This window comes from Lacticaseibacillus parahuelsenbergensis (genome assembly GCF_030770265.1).
Lineage (GTDB): Bacteria > Bacillota > Bacilli > Lactobacillales > Lactobacillaceae > Lacticaseibacillus > Lacticaseibacillus casei.
Map to the genome: position 1 here is coordinate 658,554 of NZ_CP132482.1, position 15,925 is coordinate 674,478.

Annotated in this window: 19 protein-coding genes; 15 read left to right on the plus strand and 4 right to left on the minus strand. The window is 45.5% G+C overall.

Annotated elements, in window-relative coordinates; translation table 11 throughout:
- Positions 1–31 precede the first annotated feature (31 nt).
- The 8 genes from LACPH_RS03090 to LACPH_RS03125 all read left to right on the plus strand — a co-directional run bounded on the left by LACPH_RS03090 (position 32) and on the right by LACPH_RS03125 (position 5,649).
- Positions 32–361 (plus strand): helix-turn-helix transcriptional regulator, encoded by a 330-nt coding sequence (locus LACPH_RS03090; protein ID WP_274784468.1) that lies wholly within the window; start codon positions 32–34, stop codon positions 359–361.
- A 158-nt stretch (positions 362–519) separates the two neighbouring features.
- Complete coding sequence (locus LACPH_RS03095; protein WP_005684115.1) at positions 520–663, plus strand: hypothetical protein; 144 nt, start codon at positions 520–522, stop codon at positions 661–663.
- Positions 664–1,160: 497 nt separating this feature from the next.
- The gene (locus tag LACPH_RS03100; RefSeq protein WP_016363742.1) at positions 1,161–1,637 is read left to right on the plus strand and encodes an Hsp20/alpha crystallin family protein; all 477 of its coding nucleotides are present in this window, start codon (positions 1,161–1,163) and stop codon (positions 1,635–1,637) included.
- A gap of 546 nt (positions 1,638–2,183) precedes the next feature.
- Complete coding sequence (mutY, locus tag LACPH_RS03105) at positions 2,184–3,299, plus strand: A/G-specific adenine glycosylase (RefSeq protein WP_274784526.1); 1,116 nt, start codon at positions 2,184–2,186, stop codon at positions 3,297–3,299.
- Positions 3,300–3,413: 114 nt separating this feature from the next.
- On the plus strand, positions 3,414–4,205 hold the full coding sequence (locus tag LACPH_RS03110; protein ID WP_306387249.1) for an alpha/beta hydrolase: 792 nt from the start codon (positions 3,414–3,416) through the stop codon (positions 4,203–4,205).
- Complete coding sequence (locus tag LACPH_RS03115; RefSeq protein ID WP_274784470.1) at positions 4,202–4,870, plus strand: NAD(P)H-dependent oxidoreductase; 669 nt, start codon at positions 4,202–4,204, stop codon at positions 4,868–4,870. The genes LACPH_RS03110 and LACPH_RS03115 overlap by 4 nt, the downstream gene beginning before the upstream one ends.
- Complete coding sequence (locus LACPH_RS03120) at positions 4,867–5,046, plus strand: hypothetical protein (RefSeq protein WP_047107299.1); 180 nt, start codon at positions 4,867–4,869, stop codon at positions 5,044–5,046. The genes LACPH_RS03115 and LACPH_RS03120 overlap by 4 nt, the downstream gene beginning before the upstream one ends.
- A 78-nt stretch (positions 5,047–5,124) precedes the next feature.
- Positions 5,125–5,649, plus strand: a complete 525-nt coding sequence (locus LACPH_RS03125; protein WP_274784471.1) for an HdeD family acid-resistance protein — start codon at positions 5,125–5,127, stop codon at positions 5,647–5,649.
- An 83-nt stretch (positions 5,650–5,732) separates the two neighbouring features.
- Here LACPH_RS03125 and LACPH_RS03130 read toward each other — a convergent pair whose 3' ends face one another.
- On the minus strand, positions 5,733–7,622 hold the full coding sequence (locus tag LACPH_RS03130; protein WP_274784472.1) for a BglG family transcription antiterminator: 1,890 nt from the start codon (positions 7,620–7,622) through the stop codon (positions 5,733–5,735).
- A gap of 102 nt (positions 7,623–7,724) precedes the next feature.
- Between LACPH_RS03130 and LACPH_RS03135 the strand changes: the two genes are divergently transcribed.
- From LACPH_RS03135 to LACPH_RS03165, 7 genes are all read left to right on the plus strand, one after another.
- A complete protein-coding gene (locus LACPH_RS03135; RefSeq protein WP_274784473.1) occupies positions 7,725–8,039 on the plus strand; it encodes a PTS sugar transporter subunit IIB in 315 nt (104 codons plus the stop codon).
- 47 nt (positions 8,040–8,086) lie between these two features.
- Positions 8,087–9,352 carry a PTS sugar transporter subunit IIC gene (locus tag LACPH_RS03140; protein WP_306387679.1) on the plus strand — a complete coding sequence of 422 codons (1,266 nt, stop codon included), beginning with the start codon at positions 8,087–8,089 and terminating at the stop codon, positions 9,350–9,352.
- On the plus strand, positions 9,352–9,690 hold the full coding sequence (locus LACPH_RS03145) for a PTS lactose/cellobiose transporter subunit IIA (protein ID WP_274784475.1): 339 nt from the start codon (positions 9,352–9,354) through the stop codon (positions 9,688–9,690). The genes LACPH_RS03140 and LACPH_RS03145 overlap by 1 nt, the downstream gene beginning before the upstream one ends.
- A 2-nt stretch (positions 9,691–9,692) precedes the next feature.
- Positions 9,693–11,108 (plus strand): glycoside hydrolase family 1 protein, encoded by a 1,416-nt coding sequence (locus LACPH_RS03150; protein WP_274784476.1) that lies wholly within the window; start codon positions 9,693–9,695, stop codon positions 11,106–11,108.
- Positions 11,109–11,427: 319 nt separating this feature from the next.
- Positions 11,428–11,712, plus strand: coding sequence for a type II toxin-antitoxin system RelB/DinJ family antitoxin (locus tag LACPH_RS03155; RefSeq protein WP_274784477.1), 285 nt, complete (start codon positions 11,428–11,430; stop codon positions 11,710–11,712).
- 3 nt (positions 11,713–11,715) lie between these two features.
- Positions 11,716–11,973 carry a Txe/YoeB family addiction module toxin gene (locus LACPH_RS03160; protein WP_274784478.1) on the plus strand — a complete coding sequence of 86 codons (258 nt, stop codon included), beginning with the start codon at positions 11,716–11,718 and terminating at the stop codon, positions 11,971–11,973.
- Positions 11,974–12,142: 169 nt separating this feature from the next.
- Positions 12,143–12,775 (plus strand): hypothetical protein, encoded by a 633-nt coding sequence (locus LACPH_RS03165; protein ID WP_306387250.1) that lies wholly within the window; start codon positions 12,143–12,145, stop codon positions 12,773–12,775.
- A gap of 104 nt (positions 12,776–12,879) precedes the next feature.
- Here the strand turns inward: LACPH_RS03165 and thiD are convergent, their stop codons facing one another.
- The 3 genes from thiD to LACPH_RS03180 form a co-directional block, all read right to left on the minus strand.
- On the minus strand, positions 12,880–13,701 hold the full coding sequence (thiD, locus tag LACPH_RS03170) for a bifunctional hydroxymethylpyrimidine kinase/phosphomethylpyrimidine kinase (RefSeq protein WP_274784480.1): 822 nt from the start codon (positions 13,699–13,701) through the stop codon (positions 12,880–12,882).
- Positions 13,702–13,868: 167 nt separating this feature from the next.
- Positions 13,869–14,930 carry a hypothetical protein gene (locus tag LACPH_RS03175; RefSeq protein ID WP_274784481.1) on the minus strand — a complete coding sequence of 354 codons (1,062 nt, stop codon included), beginning with the start codon at positions 14,928–14,930 and terminating at the stop codon, positions 13,869–13,871.
- Positions 14,923–15,759: an SbcC family exonuclease gene (locus LACPH_RS03180; RefSeq protein ID WP_274784482.1), complete on the minus strand. Its 837-nt coding sequence runs from the start codon at positions 15,757–15,759 to the stop codon at positions 14,923–14,925. Before LACPH_RS03180 ends, LACPH_RS03175 begins: the two co-directional genes overlap by 8 nt.
- Positions 15,760–15,925 lie beyond the last annotated feature (166 nt).

Here is a 15,925-nt window from a genome sequence, read left to right on the forward strand (position 1 = left end):
ACACTGAACATGCTCATTAACAGGGGGATTTATGTTTGAAGCAGACTTTAATGATTCAGTACCTATGAACATTGTGCCAACGACTTCGGCAGCTGATGCGCTGAAGGAACTGATGGCGTATCACAATATTACGCAGTCTGAGTTTGCAGGGCACATTGACGTTTCGCAAAAGCAGCTCTCATTTATTTTGAATCGGCATGCGTATATGAGCATCAATGTTGCGCGGAAAATTGAGCAAGCCACTGGTCTTAGTGCTAGATGGCTTTTACAGCTTGACTTTAATTACCGGTTGTCACAGGCTGAGACCGATGACCTTGCTCAGGTTAAACGGTTTGAGTGGGCGAAACCCCAAAAGAATTAAGCTTGAAAAACATATGCTAGAAGGGCAAAAATTCATTTGTTCTTCTCCTGAGTCGGTGATCAGATTAAAATTTGGTGTGTCAAGGTGCCATTTAAGTGGTATAACAGAAGTTGAAAGGGTCAAACCTTCTAACTCACACCAAAAAGAGGCGACATCACATGGCATCATTGAGCAAAGAACAGAAGAAAGCTTTGATCGCTAAGGTCGAAAAGGAGCGCCAAGAACATCCTGAAAAGAAGCCTAAGAAGTCAGGTTTCGAAACGATTGACGAAGAAGCAGAACGCCTTGAAAATGAAAACTAATTTTTAGCTAAGTCACGGATCCCAAATGAGAAATTGTTTGGGATCTTTTTTTGTGTGAGCGTGAGCCAGCGCGCTTAGAAGCTGGAGTATAAGTGGCCTTGAGCGTGATGACCCGGGCTTGGTCATTGCGACCAAGGTCCTTATACGCAGGCTTCTGTGCTGGCGAGCGCGTTATAGAACGTAACAGCCCAACCTATCTTTGCAGACAATAGAACAAATACCGATGCCGCTAAAATCACTTACGGCCACAACAAAGTATCCCGATGATATCTACTTCCAACAAAGGTATAGTTAAATACACAACCCGAAAACACAATAATGACGCCCCATAACAACCGCTAACCAAACTTTTTTCAAAAAACTTTAGCACTCGGCGTTCACAAGTGCTAATTTGTGGTATAACTATAGGTGGAGCGAGGGAGAAGGAACAAAGGCTCCGGAGCTAAGATCGTTCTCCTGAATCCCCAAAGTCTCTGATTGAAAGGAAGTTATCTGTTATGGCTAATGAAGTTATGAATCGTCGTAATAATGAGTTGATGAATGATGTTAATGATCCGTTCTTTGACAACTTGGCGCGTCGGTTCTTCGGCCCGGTATCTGACTGGATGGATTGGGCAACTCCTTCCATTGCCAGCACGGCCGTCAACGGATTGCTGACTGACGTTAAGGAGACCAAGGACGCTTACGAAGTTCATGTTGATGTTCCTGGGATCGACAAGAACAACATCAAGTTGAACTACCATGATGGCATTTTGAGCATCAATGTTCACAAGGATGACATCACAGATCACGCCGACAAGAACGGCAACGTCATGATGTCCGAACGCAGCTATGGCACGATGAGTCGGAGCTATCAACTGCCAAACGTTGATGACAGCAACATCAAGGCAAACTACAAAGATGGTGTTCTCAACATCACATGCCCAAAGTTGACTGAATCAAAGGAGTCTGGTCACAACATTGAAATTCAGTAATGGATTGAGTAGTGTTTGTCGTCAGGCGGCTCAAGACTCACGAACTGCATTGCAAGCATGATCAGAAGCGGCACCACTGTCGTTGATGGGCAAAACCCAGTAGTAAGCAAAACGAATCGATGAGAATTGCAGCAGTTGCAGTGATCATTGAACCGTAAAGGAAGTCATCCCCATGATACGTATGATCGTGAGGGTGACTTTTTTTTGAGCGCGAACAGGAGCGCTTAGAAATCGGAGTATAAGTGGCCTTGGGCGTGATGGCTGGTCTTTGGCCATTGCGACCAAGGTCCTTATACGCAGATTTCTGCGACTGTGAGCGCGTTATAGAAAGTGAAAGCCGGATTTTGACTTGCCCAAAATAGAATGGGATTCCAGCACTTGGGCTTTGGCCATTTAGACTTGAGGTCCTTACACGCAGGTTTCTGGGCTGGCGAACGCGTTATAGAACACGAAAGTCACCCATTCCATTGCCTCAAATAGAACAATCCCCATCAAGCCACCAAACAGTTTCCCAACGCCAAACTCCATGGTAAGCTAATCCCTATGATGACAAACAACAAATTAATGGATTGGCCGCCAGAAAAAGTAGCGGCGTTTCAACAGGCACTTTTAGATTGGTATGACGGACACGCGCGAACGCTGCCGTGGCGGCAAGATCATGACCCTTATCATGTGATGGTGAGCGAATTAATGCTTCAGCAGACGCAAGTGCAGAGGGTCATTCCGTATTACGAACGCTTTATGACACAGTTTCCAACTGTCGAGGCACTGGCCGCGGCGCCGGAAGCCACAGTTTTGAAGGCATGGGAAGGTTTAGGCTATTATTCACGGGCGCGGCGCCTGCAACAAGCGGCCAAGCAAATTGTGAATGATTATGGTGGAAAATGGCCACAGACGTCAGCTGAGTTACAGACGTTGGCAGGCATCGGTCCTTATACAGCCGGCGCGATTGCTTCCATTAGCTTCGGCGAAGTTGTGCCGGCCATTGATGGCAATGCGTTTCGGGTATTTGCCCGCTTGTTCAAAGTGGATGCCGATATCGCGCGGCCGCAAACGCGCCAAGTGTTTTACGATCTGATTCGCCCATTAATTCCAAAAGATCGTCCTGGCGATTTCAATCAAGCCGTGATGGATCTGGGCTCAAGCTATATGTCCGCCAGTCACCCGGATCCCGAGCACTCGCCTGTGCGTGACTTTGATGCAAGTTATCGCGATGGCGTTGTGGCAGATTATCCGGTTAAAACGAAAAAACCGCGACCAGTTGTGCATCGCTATTTTGCTTTGGTCGTGCGCTCTGATGCCGGTTATTTGTTCGAGCAGCGTCCTAGTACCGGGATGTTGGCAGATCTATGGATGTTTCCGTTAATTGATATGGCTGATCTCGAAGCAACCATGATGAGCGATCAACTAGATGAAGTGAGTCAGACTTTTGCTGCATCATCAGGCTTGGCCTTAACTTTCGCCGATCTTGGCGTCAAGCAGGTTCAGCATACGTTTACCCACCAACGCTGGCAGATGACATTAATCGGCGCCGATGCCAAAGCCGAGGAGCTGAAGTTTATCCCTGCACGATGGGTGGCGCCTAAAGATTTCGGGAAGATAGCATTGCCGACCGTCCAGAAGAAGCTGAATCAGGCGCTAGGATTGGATGATTCAGATTAGATTCCAGGCCATTCATGTCGCGATTAGCAGCAAGCTGAAGCGGGGCAATTTTTAGCTGTTTTATAGAAAAGGGCGTTATACTGTGGTCATCGTGATGATTGAGAGGCGATTATTTTGACAGTTAAAGTAACCAAAGATATTGCTTATGGCGATGCCCCTTTACAGAAACTCGATTTCTATGAACCGGACAAACCAAATGGTGCGGCGATTCTTGATATTCACGGCGGCGGTTGGTTTCGCGGTGAAAAGAATAAGGAAGGCAGTATGGCCGAACGCTTCGCCGCGCTTGGCTATGCGGTTGCCGTTCCGAACTATCGATTAGCGCCGGAAGCCTTTTTCCCGGCAGCGCGGGATGATGTTTTAGCGGCTTTTTCGTGGTTGCGTGATCATGTGGAGACGAAAAAGCTCGGCGTTTTCGGATCGAGTGCTGGCGGTTCCTTATCGGTTGACGTTGGCTTGGCTGAAGGTGTGCCGATGGTTTCGTGGTCGGGGATTTTTGACATCCAACAGTGGTTTGCGGCACACCCAAAAGTCGTGGCGCAACCTGATACCAAAACCGATTTCGTGAACACGGCGAGTGCTAAAATCGATCAAGGCGGCCGGAACGATCCATTTTACAAGTGGTTTATTTTGAATTATGTGGATGCAGATGAGACCAAGTTTCCGCAAGTTGAACCGTTTGAACGCTTGACAGCGCAGGCCGGTCCGATGTATCTGGCTAATTCACAGGAAGAGATCATTCCAGTGAGCGGCATTTATCAGCTTGGTCAAGCAGCCGCGACGTTGGGCGTGCCGGTGACGTTGCAGGTCATCCCCGGCGGCCAGCATGCGGAAGGCTATCTTGCCGAAGCGTGGCCGGGCACGGTCGCATTCTTAGCACAGCATTTACTGAAGGGATCAAATTGAAGACACTAGTGGTTGTTAGCCATCCGAATATCGAAAAAAGCGACACACAGCAGTTTCTAAAAGCCAGTGCCGCTTCTTTGTCGCAAGTTGTGTGGCACCATTTAGATGCAAACTTGCCGTTTGATGTTGCAGCCGAGCAGCAAATGATTCAGGAAGCTGACCGGATTGTCTTGCAGTTTCCGTTGTATTGGTACATGGCGCCGGCAAGCTTGCATCAGTGGTTGACAGAAGTTTGGGTAAAGCAATTCGTTTATGACGCACATGGCGGCCTTTTGAAGGGGAAGTCATTGGGCCTCGTGGTGAGCTTTAGCCAACCGGAATCGGCTTATCAACTTGGCGGCCAGGTAGGGTTTAGTTTGAGCCAATTTTTGGCACCATATGCCGCGTTGGCAGAAAAGACCGGCTTGCGGCTGTTGGCGCCATTGGCCATTGCCCGATTCGCCAACCAAAATGATTCGGAACACCAGCAATTACTGATCCGCTACCAGCAATATTTGACGTTGCAGCATCCTGATAACTTTGAAGCGCAGGCGCAGTGGTTTATCGATCGGTTGCAGGAAGACCCCAAGACGACCATGCTAGCTGACCAACTGGCTACGCAAACTGATGAAATCGACCGTTTGCGTTTGACGCTGCATGAGTTGAAGGCAGGTGAGTCTGAGTGACGACTGACGAACAGTGGCTCATTACCACGGCCGCCCAGCATGAAAAAGATGCGGTATCTTATGAAAAGGCGGCCTTCTTTGCGGCTCTGCAAACTTTTGTCGCGCAACAAGCCGAGCGCCGCGAACAACTGGAAGCAGAAATCGACGGTCGCAGCTGGAATCATGAACAGTGGTAAAGTTCGGTCTGACGACGGAGGGGCATTGCCGGGCAATATGCTATGCTTTAATTAGTAAAACAAGGGAGCATCGGATATATGCAAGCAATGTTTGATCGTCTTCAACGGTGGTCGTGGTTACGCGGCCTGCTTATGATTCTGATCGGGGTCTGGATTTTAATTGAACCCCACCAAGTCTATCGGAGTTTTCTATGGATCGTGGCTGCGGTGTTGATTGTTGCGGCCATTCCTAAGCTGATCGACGGCTTTTCGGCTAAAAAGCGCTCCGGAACTTATAGCACATCGCTTTTTACAGGCATCGTCTATCTGTTAGTAGCCCTGCTATTACCGGCGATTGTCATGCCACTGATGAGCATGGGGCCGTTTATCATCGGCATTGTGCTGATCGTTTATGGCATCAATAAAATTATGAGTGCCCGTCATCAGCAGCAATATGTAAATGTCGCACCGTGGCCAACCATCGTCTATGGCGTCGCCCTCATCATTATCGGGGCGATCATGGTGATTAACCCATTTAGAACCGTGATGATGGTCTTCTCGCTGTTTGGCGGATTGCTGGTCGTGATGGGGATTTTGCAGTTGTTTGGTAGTAAGCAAAAATAGCAAATATACACGAGATGGGATCATAATTTTAATCTCAAACTGAAGACCCTGAAGCATTCGGACATCCGGAACTTCAGGGTCTTTTAGTTTGCAAAAACGACATTATCTCGCAAAATTTTGATAATATCAGCATATTTTTCGGCAGCTAAGAGACTTTCAACCGTTTCTTCGTTTGAAAGAACGGAAATGAAGGCATCAAAAATAGATTGGAATTTTTGATGGTCATTTGGACTAAGTCCAAGGAGCAGCACAACTCGAACCGATGAGTCACCCCACTTCATGGGTGCCTGATTAAGAATAAGTGCGAGCGAGGTTTGCTGTGTCATTGGTTTTAGCGGATGAGGGACCGCAATATCTTTTATAAATGAAGTTGATGACAACGCTTCTCTTTTCAAAACGTTGCTCTTGAATGCCGGTTCGACCAGCCCTGCACTTTGCATTTGATCGCACAGCCAGCTAATGCAGCCAGAAGCGTTATCAAAATACTTTTCTCTGAATACTAAGCTTTCAGGCAGGAAGGTCTCAATGTAGTGTAGGATTTTGTCTGAGTTTGATCGATCGTTGAGTTGCTTAATTCGCCTTTGGATGGCATCAACATCACGCTGATCAATAAATGGGGAAAGTTGGAGGACTTGCGAACTTGGTACTGGGATGGCAGTGCCAAGCACGCGTGAATAATCAATTTCCTTTGGCAGAGCGCTGTAAGTCTGAAATACTTTCGAGATCGAAATAGTATTGCCAAACTTAGAGTGAAGTTTTTCAACAATTGCACGATTGCTGTTCAAATAGTTTTTGTCAACGAGGTAAAAAGAAACCGGCTGCGGCTTGGTAGTCGACATTAATAAAGTCCCAATGTGCATCGCAATAAAATCGATTTCGCTCTCGGGAACTCGTTGTTCGAAGATGTCAGAGATTTGAGCGCAGATGAAAACAGCGATGTCGTAAATAAAGGGGAACTTCTTTTTGATTGTCTTTTTGACAGGCTGCGATTCTTCGATATTCGCTTTTAACCGGGTATAAAGATTCTGAATATGAAGTGCAAATCTCGAAATGAAGGTTGTATTTTGAGTTAGTGATAACGAGTAGGTATCATCGATATTTTTGAGTAGTAAGAGTGCAAGAAGATAGAAACGTGGTGCGACCAAGTCTTTGAGCTGGGTTTCGTTTGGTTGTGAAGCGTGTAAAGAGTCTAGGAGCAACAATCCAATATTATCAATTTCCGGAGTGGGCATTTGAATGTCAAAGTTACTTTTGATTTGGGTTGCAATTTCTTGGGCGATTGTCATTGCGCCCGTGTTAATTAATTGTTTGTGAATCCGTTCGTTGATGGATATGTCGATTTGATGTGTGTGGGTGATGCGATATAAAGCAATACTGAGGTGAAGAAGAATGTTGTTGAGTGTACCGCTGTCGAGGTGTAAGTGATGTTTAGCAGTAGTCTCTAGCAGGATTTTCTTCAATCCGAGTTGCTGCTCTTCAGGTAATGTGAATTCTTTTAAGATATTTTGCTGGCTTTCCTGATCGAGAAGTAAATACATCAAATGGCGTTTTGCTAGTTCAGAACCTTGCAAGTAGACTTCGCCACTTTTGGACTTTAACGTGATATTTTTCCCTTGAAGGAATTCGCTAAGTTCAGATAATCGCCGATCTAGGGTTGCCTCACTGATGTGCAGATTTACTGCCAAGGCGACACGTGTTACGCGTTGACGCCTATCGTACAACAGAGCGTGGATAATATTCAGGCTGTCACTATTAAAGGCAAATCTGCGCTGCAAAACCCCTTTTTCGAAACGATAACCGGTCTTCGAAGAGGTGATAGTATAACCTTCTGCGGTCAGAGCTGAGACATAGTTTCGGACGGTTCGAGTCGTAACGGAAAGTGCAGAAGCCAAGTATTTTCCGCTTAAAAATTTTGGCGCTGCCTCTTGAAGTAAATGTAATAGTAAATCTTGTGCCTCTTGCCTCTTTACCATTTTCCTCGTTCCTCCATCCTTTTCTTGGCGGAAAATTGTTGATGCGCAGATTCATTGTATGCGCTTTACAATGAATTTGTAAACAAGGAAAGGGTGTTCAAAATGACGAAGTTTGTTTTATTGGTTTGTGGCGGCGGAGCATCAAGTGGTTTTTTGGCAGCCAATATTCGGAAGTATGCCAAGAAGCAAGGCGCAGACCTTAAGATCGAAGCGCGCAGTGAATCCGAGTTATCGAATTACATTAATGACATTGATGCTTTACTAGTCGGACCACATTTAGCCTACATGGAAGATGAAATTAGGTCGATGACAGACCCTAAGAAGATTCCAATGGAACTAATTGATGAAGATGACTATGGCATGATGGATGGCCAAGCAGTTTATGAGCAGATTGAGGACATGTTAGGGGAGGGCTAAACATGAACGGCTTTATTAATTGGATGAATGAATCCTTCACGCCTAAGATGAACAAAATCACTGGGAATGCTTGGGTTGCTGGTATTCAAGACGCGATCATGGGTGTCTTACCACTCATCTTAGTGGGTTCCTTGATGACCTTGCTTTCTCTTTTGAAGATGGTTGTTCCCGCAATTCCCGACTTTACGATGATCAACAATTTTTCCTTTGGGATCATGAGTCTATTCATCGCCTTTTTGATTCCTTATTACATCATGCAGCGTAAAAAGGTTCTAGATAAGACAATTGTTGCTGGGTGTGCTGGGGCCGCGCTTTATTTAATTGCCATTTTCCCTAAGTTTTCTGCTGATGGTGCAACTATTTCCTTCTCATTTGAGCGTTTTGGTGGCGTCGGAATGTTTGTTGCATTGATCGCCGGACTATTTACGGCTTTCATCATGTTCATCTTTAGTAAGTTCTCGTTCTTTAAAAACAATGATGCTTTACCAGACTTTATTGTCGTTTGGTTTGATTCTTTAATTCCTGTTACGTTGATTTTGTTAGTGGGGTGGTTATTCACCTTTCAACTAAATATGGATCTCTTCACTTTAATCAATGCGCTGTTCAAGCCATTGACGGCTTCGGCTCAGAGTTTTTGGGGATTTGTTTTCTTCACATTTTTGGGCTTCTTCTTTTACTCCTTTGGGGTCAGCGCTTGGGTTCTGTATCCCATTTTGTATGGGGTATGGGTTCAAGGCATTCAACAAAATGCTAACTTAGTAGCCGCTGGTCATGCAGCAACCAATATTAACACGATGGAGGTGGCTGCTGGTTGGATTAACCTCGGAGGTATGGGGGCCACTTTTGGCTTAGTGTTCATGATGGCTTTTATGGCAAAGTCCAAACGTTTGCGAGTCATCGGTGGCACTGTCTTAGTTCCTACAATTTTCAATATTAATGAACCAACCATTTTTGGGGCTCCGGTTGCATTCAATCCAATTATGATGATTCCTATGTGGATTAATGGCATTATTTTGCCCGCAATCACCTGGTTGGCCATGCATTTCGGCATGGTGACGATTCCAGACAAAATGAATCAAATGTGGTACTTGCCGATTGGCGCCTCGACATATATCTTCAATCTTGATCTTCGTGGCATTCTGTTAATGGTGTTGAATTTAATCATTGCAACACTTGTTTGGTACCCATTCTTTAGGGTTTATGATCACCAGCTCGTGGAAAAAGAAGCTGCGAAGGCGTTAGCTAAAAAATCGAAAAAAACGAATAAACATGTAGCTACGTCTGATAATGATTTAGAGGAGGTCACACAATAATGAACGAAATCATGAGTGAAGACGAAATTAATAAGGTAAGTATGCAGATTATCCTGCATGCTGGAGATGCTCGTAATCAGATCAGCGATGCTTTAGAAAAGATTGGGGATCAAAAATTCGAAGCTGCAACAGATTTGTTAGCTGCGGCCCAAGAAAACATTAAGAAAGCTCATGAATCGCAAACGAATACGATTCAAGCTGCGGCCCAAGGCACTGAGATTCCATATTCGGTCTTGTTTTCCCACGCTCAAGACACACTGATGACAATTATGAGTGAGATGAATATTGCTAAACAGTTAATTCGACTTTTCAAGCGGGTCGATTTTAAGGAGGAATAAAAATGCCGGAAGAATTTCCCGATGGTTTTTTGTGGGGCGGGGCGACTTCTGCCTATCAATTCGAAGGCGAACGTGATGGTGATGGCAAGACGCGATCAATTGTCGACAATAGTATCAACGAAAACTATACAGATACGTCCGTAGCGTCTGATCACTACCATCATTGGCGTGAGGATGTCGCATTGATGAAAGAACTGGGAATGAATTCGTATCGATTCTCGATTGCTTGGCCCCGGATTATTCCTGATGGAGATGGCGCCGTTAACCCTAAAGGAATTAAGTTTTATCGAGATCTGATTGGTGAACTTTTAGCGGCAAATATTGAGCCGGTTGTCACCATCTATCACTTTGATTTACCGCAGGCACTCCAAGATAAATATGGAGGTTGGCGATCGCGTCAAATTATCAAAGATTTTGATCATTATTGCTATGTCTTGTTTAAGGCCTTTGGTCATCAGGTTAAGTATTGGCTCACAATCAATGAACAAAGTAATATGTTTGCACTTCCGTATTTGCTAAACCTCAGTGGGGATGAGTCGGAAGAACGCGTGAAGTTTCAAATGAACCATCATATGATGTTGGCAAACGCCACAGCCATTAAGCGTGCCCACCAAATGATGCCGGGGGCTGTTATTGGGCCTGCCATCGGGTTGTCACCTTATTATGCCCTTTCAGCAAAACCTGAAGATGTTTTGGCTGCCCACAAAGCTACAGTTTTCCGGAATGACTTTTTTAATGATCTTTATTTCAGGGGAACGTACCATCCTGAAGTGCTTAATTATTTGACTGAGTATGATCTGGTTCCGCAAATGCAGCCAAATGATCAAACAATTTTAATGGACCCGCAGGCGAAGCCAGATTATCTGGGAATTAACTACTACGAGAGCAAAACGGTTCGCGCCGTTCCTACTGGGACAGACTATGCTGCACCTCGAGCAAGCGTCACCGGGAAAGAAATGCGAGTAGGCGAAACTAGACCCGGACTTTATCAAGAAGTCGAAAACAGTCATCTCCCTAGCAATGCTTGGCATTGGGAGATTGATCCAATGGGGTTAAGAATCTTGTTACACCAGGTATATGATCGTTATCAGGTGCCGTTGATGATTACTGAAAATGGCATTGGTGGTGTTGAAACTCTGACTGCTGATAAAAGAGTGCACGATGATTACCGGATTGACTTCATTAGTGATCACTTAAAAGAGTTACGTTTAGCCATTGATGAAGGTGTTGATGTTATCGGATACGAACCTTGGTCGTTTATGGATTTGTTGAGCACTACAAATGGTTTCCGCAAACGATATGGATTTGTTTACGTTAATCGGACTGATGAAGATCTGCTAGATTTAAAACGTTATAAGAAGGACAGTTTCTATTGGTATCAGCAGATCATTCGGTCAAACGGTGTATCATTAGGCTAATACACCGCATGGGGATATGAATCAATCTAAAGGATAAGCTTAAAAGCCGCTAGATTCAGCACCATATCAGAGTGGTAAATAGGTTTTGGTTGCTAAGATCCTTTTCAAAGTGCTTGTTCCATCATATTTGTAACAAGCATCTCTTTGCAATCAGTGATTGGTCATTATAGGTCTATACAAATGAACACCAGAATGAGTGGCGATTATGACTGAAATCTTTCAGTAAATCAGTATCGTTTATGACGATGGACAGACATAGTAGCTCAATGTTCGCCTTTTAGTTTACAATGTATGGTTATCGTGTTAACATAACAGTGAGGTGAGATCATTGTTAGATACTGAAAAAAAGAAAGTAACTATTTCTGTAAAGACCAGCCAAGCTGATAAGCAACAAGCCGCTAAGATATTTGATGGTTTAGGACTTAATTTATCAACGGCTATAAATATTTTCATTAAGAAGAGTATCGCTGAAGGCGGATTACCATTTGAGGTTAAAGATCCGTTTTATAATGATGCTAATCAGGCTGAACTTGATCGCCGTTTTAAAAAAGTGGCCAACGATCAAGATGTCCATTCTCACCATTTATTAAACAGCGGGGAGTAGCAATTGAAATCGGTAGAATTTTTAGACGAAGCTTGGAAGGAGTATATCGCTTGGCAAAATGAGGATCGAAAAACTTTAAAACGCATCAACAATCTCATTAAGTCCATTCAGAGAGAGGGATTAGGGAATGGCTTGGGCGATCCCGAACCATTGAAATATCAGGATGGTTGGTCAAGAAGAATCAATGGCAAAGACCGCTTGGTATATACGGTCAAAGATGAGCATCTCGTAATTGTCGCTTGTAAAAACCATTACAACTAAGTACTGAAGGTGTTTTACCGATTCATGGGTCAGTTCCCATGAATCTTTTTTTCAATTAGCTCCAGAAGCACTAACTCAAGCCCCAGACAAATTAATTGTGTTTCACCGCCAACATCGCTAAACTCTGTGGCAGGAATGTGATAAGCGCTTACAGAGAGGGGACAATAAAATGAGTGAATTCAATTGGGAGGAAGTCGAACAGGACGAATATTCGCGTTCGGCAACACCAAGTTTTGTTAAATTAACCACGCGGAGTTATATCACGGCGATGAGGGTTGCGCCGAATCGATTAGCTGATGCAACATTTACCGATTTGGCAGCCGCGGTTACGGCAGTGGCCAAGCAAATCAGCGAAGGTCCTAACGTTGGCATTAAGATTCCGAACTTTAAGGCATACCGACCTTATCCGTTGCAGGCAGTTTGGTCTGGCGGCGACAAAATCAGCAGTCGGCATGTTTTCAGGATATGGCTTAAGCAGCCGTTGTTTATTGAAAAGGCGCAATTTGCGGCTGCGTTAGCGCAACTTGATTTTGATCCAGCCATCGCCAAACAGCTGCATTTTGAACAGTTGGCAGAAGGTTTTGAGATTCAGAGCTTTAGCGACACGCCGCTGGACGATAGCGCGGCTGCCTTGACGCGGATTCAAACAACGATCGCGGACAATCAGCTGGTGCCGAAGTACAATGATCGCCATCGTGAAGTTTATGTGGCTGGGTATTCGAAAACAGCCCCTGTACTTTTGCGAGTCGCGTTAGACGAAAACTTTGGACAGATTGATGAAGAGCATGTCGTCTATAACTAATCGATAATTGTGTTATTAAACGGTTAAGGTGGCCAAACTAAAATCGGTGCAGGAAACTGTTTGGGTTTCCTGCACCGATTTTGTTTTGCAACGCTGCGCTTTGATCAGTTTTGCGGGTAAACGATCTGATTGGCCCAGTGATTAATCGGTCCATATTGGTGACCAACGGCAATGGGATGACCGATCGCCTGGTTCGTAAAGCGTTTGGCAATCCGAATGGCGTCTTCGATCGTGTTACCCTTACCGATTTCAGCGGTAACGACGGCTGACAGTGTATCGCCGGTGCCATTGACCCGATCGGTATTGTGGTAAGGTTCGCTTAGCCAGAAGGTTTTGCCGCTTTCCAGCAACACGAAGTCGCGAACTTCTTTTTGCTCAGGATTATCGTGTGCGCCTTTTAGGACGACATTCTTAGCTCCGGAATCTTGCAATTGATGCGCGGCTGCTTCGATGTTGGCATCCGTATCAAGTTTCATGCCGGTAAGATGCTCGGCTTCATAGTGATTCGGCGTCACAACGGTTGCCAGCGGGATGAGGTCATTTTTGACGGCGTCGTACGCGTCTTGCTCCAAGAGCATGGCACCATGTTTGGTGATAATGACCGGGTCAACTACCAACGCGCCAAAATCATATTGCTGCCAGTTCTTGATAATATCCTGCACCAAAGCGCGATCAGCCAACATCCCGGTTTTGGCCGCGCGAATCTTCAGGTCAGCGGCCAACGACTTGAATTGGGCATCGATGAACGGCAATGGCATCACCATGCTGTCCTGAATGCCATAGGAATTGCCGGCAACAGCAGCGGTCAAAACGGTGGCACCATACACACCGCGCATAAAGAAGCTATGCAAATCGGCTTGAACGCCGGCACTGCCGTCGCTATCCGTACCGCCAATCGTCATTACTTGCGGAAATTCATTAGCCATGGAAAAACCTCCCAACAAATTGTGAGCGTGAGCTGGCCCGGTTAGAAGTCGGAGTGTAAGCGGCCTCGGCCGTGATGGCGGGGTTTTGCCCATCGCGACCGAGATCCTTACATGCAGACTTCTGCGCCAGCGAACACGTTAAGCTGCCTGATCTGTGATGATTAACTTTAATTAAACGCCCGTTTCTGCGGCAATACGGCTTTAAGCCATTCGCCAATAAACGGATACTGCCGGTTTAATTCAATTACCTGAGTTTCCGGATCCGGATACTTCAGATAAACCATATTATTATCAGGATCAATCAGAACTGTAAAGAGTTTTTGATTGGGCAGCGGTAATTCGTAGACACCTTTTTGTTTGCCTTGCCGCATCAAAATCGCATTGTTTGACGCAATGACAAATAGTTCGTCTAAAGCAGGAGAGTTATTGCCGGCAGCAACCCGCACGACTAATTTGAGATGGTGATTGACCAGTTCTTCCGGAATTGTCGTCGATGCCCATTCGAAGCGATCACTTTTCACATCTTCCGAACCCAGATCTTTCCAATCGTGGCCGTCCTCATCCAGAATCTGATAATCGAGCACTTTGCTTTCAAGATCTAAGGTGACATTAATGCTAAAGGTGCCTGCTTTGACAACCGTCTTTTTGGCAACTAATGGCTTGAGGTTGTCAAAACGGGTCTTAAAGTGTAGCCCGTTGACAGGTTGTAAGACTGTTTCATCAATTGATGAGAACTTGTAGCCACCTTGGTTAAGCGCCTTGGTCAACGCAGAAAGTGCCTTGACTTCATCGTCATCGTACGGCAACGCATGGCTGTCGCTTGCGGTTATCTGCAATAAGGTTGGCAGATTGACCGCTTTGAGCGTCGCATCGGCGCTTAAAGGATTCACAATCGTCAATAAGGTGTTATTGTCGTTTTCGGTTGCCTGAATGAGCGTGATTTCGCTATGCTGTGAATCGGTCGTTGTATCTTTGAACCACAACGTTTGCAAAAAGTTGGCCGGAATTGACGCCATGTTTTGCAACGTCTGATAGAGCTTATCGCGCATGAGGCCGGTGTAGCTGGCTAATAATGCCGTCAAAGCGTCGTCATTGGCGCCCCATAGTGGGGAATCAGCCAGACGGTCGGTTTCGGTTTGATAAGCGGTACTAATTTGTTGCCGTAATTGGGAAACAGATAGGGGCTTGGCAATTAAGGCAGCCAGATGTGTGTCATTCAGATTAAGCATTCGTGCGGCCTCCTTCAAGCTTTAATGACTGCATGAAATCGTCCTTTAGATTGGCAAGGACATTTTCAAATTCAGCAACGGAACTGTAAGTATTCATGACGGCCTGATATTCATAGCGCGTGATGGCTGCAGAAACTTCCAGTTCGCGTTTGCGCTTGTCGAAGGTGTCATCAGCAGCCAGCTTTTCTTTGTCAAAGCGGGCTTTGAGTTGTGAAGCGTCTGCGGCTGAAGATCGGGATGTCGGTGCAGGATCATCGTCATCGTTTGGATCTATGAAGTTCTTCAACAAGCCGCGGAATCCGCTACCGCCTTGCGCAGGTTGGTCGCGTTCCGGCGCAGCCTCGGCTTCGAGATTATCGATTTGCGTGTGCAGCGAATCAACATCGCGATACACTTCCTTGCGCATCGCATCTAGTTGCCGATCCAGATAATGGTCAGGGTCGGCAGAGAAGGCTTCCAATTGTGGCAGAATTTTGCGCTGCTCATCGGTGGACTGGGTGATGGCGCGTAAAATAACGTTGATATGACCGAAGTCACGACGGTGGTACCAGTTACCGAAATAGACGATTCCTTGGTCGTTGACCTCAAAAAAAGGAATGTGCTGACGCAAAAAATCAATGAATCCGATTTGCAAAAAGTCGTGCAACTCAGCTTGGGCACTTTTGTCGTAGGCTAAGATGTAACCAGGGGCTTCTTCGATGTCTAGCCGCAAGTTTTCGGCGGTTGCATCGATTCCCTGATATAAGCGATAACGTGATTTTTTATGCCAGGCATCGGTAAAATCACTGAAGAATTTTTTTTGGTAAGTTAGACTCGTTTCGATTGACATTTAATATCCTCTCACATTCTATCCGGTTATTTTAAGTGTACCGCATAAACAGGCATATAAGGAAGTTTTATTCTCATTTTTGCCACAGAGAAGGTTGAATCAGCCGCTTTCATCAAATGCATGCTAGAATGAAATCAAATCTGGTTGGTAAGCGTAAACGAAATGA

Coding starts and splice junctions, on each gene's coding strand:
- LACPH_RS03140 (WP_306387679.1), top strand. CDS start 8,087: ATGAACAAAATCACTGGGAATGCTTGGGTTGCTGGTATTCAAGACGCG.
- thiD (WP_274784480.1), bottom strand. CDS start 13,701: ATGGCTAATGAATTTCCGCAAGTAATGACGATTGGCGGTACGGATAGC.
- LACPH_RS03100 (WP_016363742.1), top strand. CDS start 1,161: ATGGCTAATGAAGTTATGAATCGTCGTAATAATGAGTTGATGAATGAT.
- LACPH_RS03180 (WP_274784482.1), bottom strand. CDS start 15,759: ATGTCAATCGAAACGAGTCTAACTTACCAAAAAAAATTCTTCAGTGAT.
- LACPH_RS03125 (WP_274784471.1), top strand. CDS start 5,125: ATGCAAGCAATGTTTGATCGTCTTCAACGGTGGTCGTGGTTACGCGGC.
- LACPH_RS03165 (WP_306387250.1), top strand. CDS start 12,143: ATGAGTGAATTCAATTGGGAGGAAGTCGAACAGGACGAATATTCGCGT.
- LACPH_RS03090 (WP_274784468.1), top strand. CDS start 32: ATGTTTGAAGCAGACTTTAATGATTCAGTACCTATGAACATTGTGCCA.
- LACPH_RS03135 (WP_274784473.1), top strand. CDS start 7,725: ATGACGAAGTTTGTTTTATTGGTTTGTGGCGGCGGAGCATCAAGTGGT.
- LACPH_RS03145 (WP_274784475.1), top strand. CDS start 9,352: ATGAACGAAATCATGAGTGAAGACGAAATTAATAAGGTAAGTATGCAG.
- LACPH_RS03130 (WP_274784472.1), bottom strand. CDS start 7,622: ATGGTAAAGAGGCAAGAGGCACAAGATTTACTATTACATTTACTTCAA.
- LACPH_RS03095 (WP_005684115.1), top strand. CDS start 520: ATGGCATCATTGAGCAAAGAACAGAAGAAAGCTTTGATCGCTAAGGTC.
- LACPH_RS03175 (WP_274784481.1), bottom strand. CDS start 14,930: ATGCTTAATCTGAATGACACACATCTGGCTGCCTTAATTGCCAAGCCC.
- LACPH_RS03150 (WP_274784476.1), top strand. CDS start 9,693: ATGCCGGAAGAATTTCCCGATGGTTTTTTGTGGGGCGGGGCGACTTCT.
- mutY (WP_274784526.1), top strand. CDS start 2,184: ATGACAAACAACAAATTAATGGATTGGCCGCCAGAAAAAGTAGCGGCG.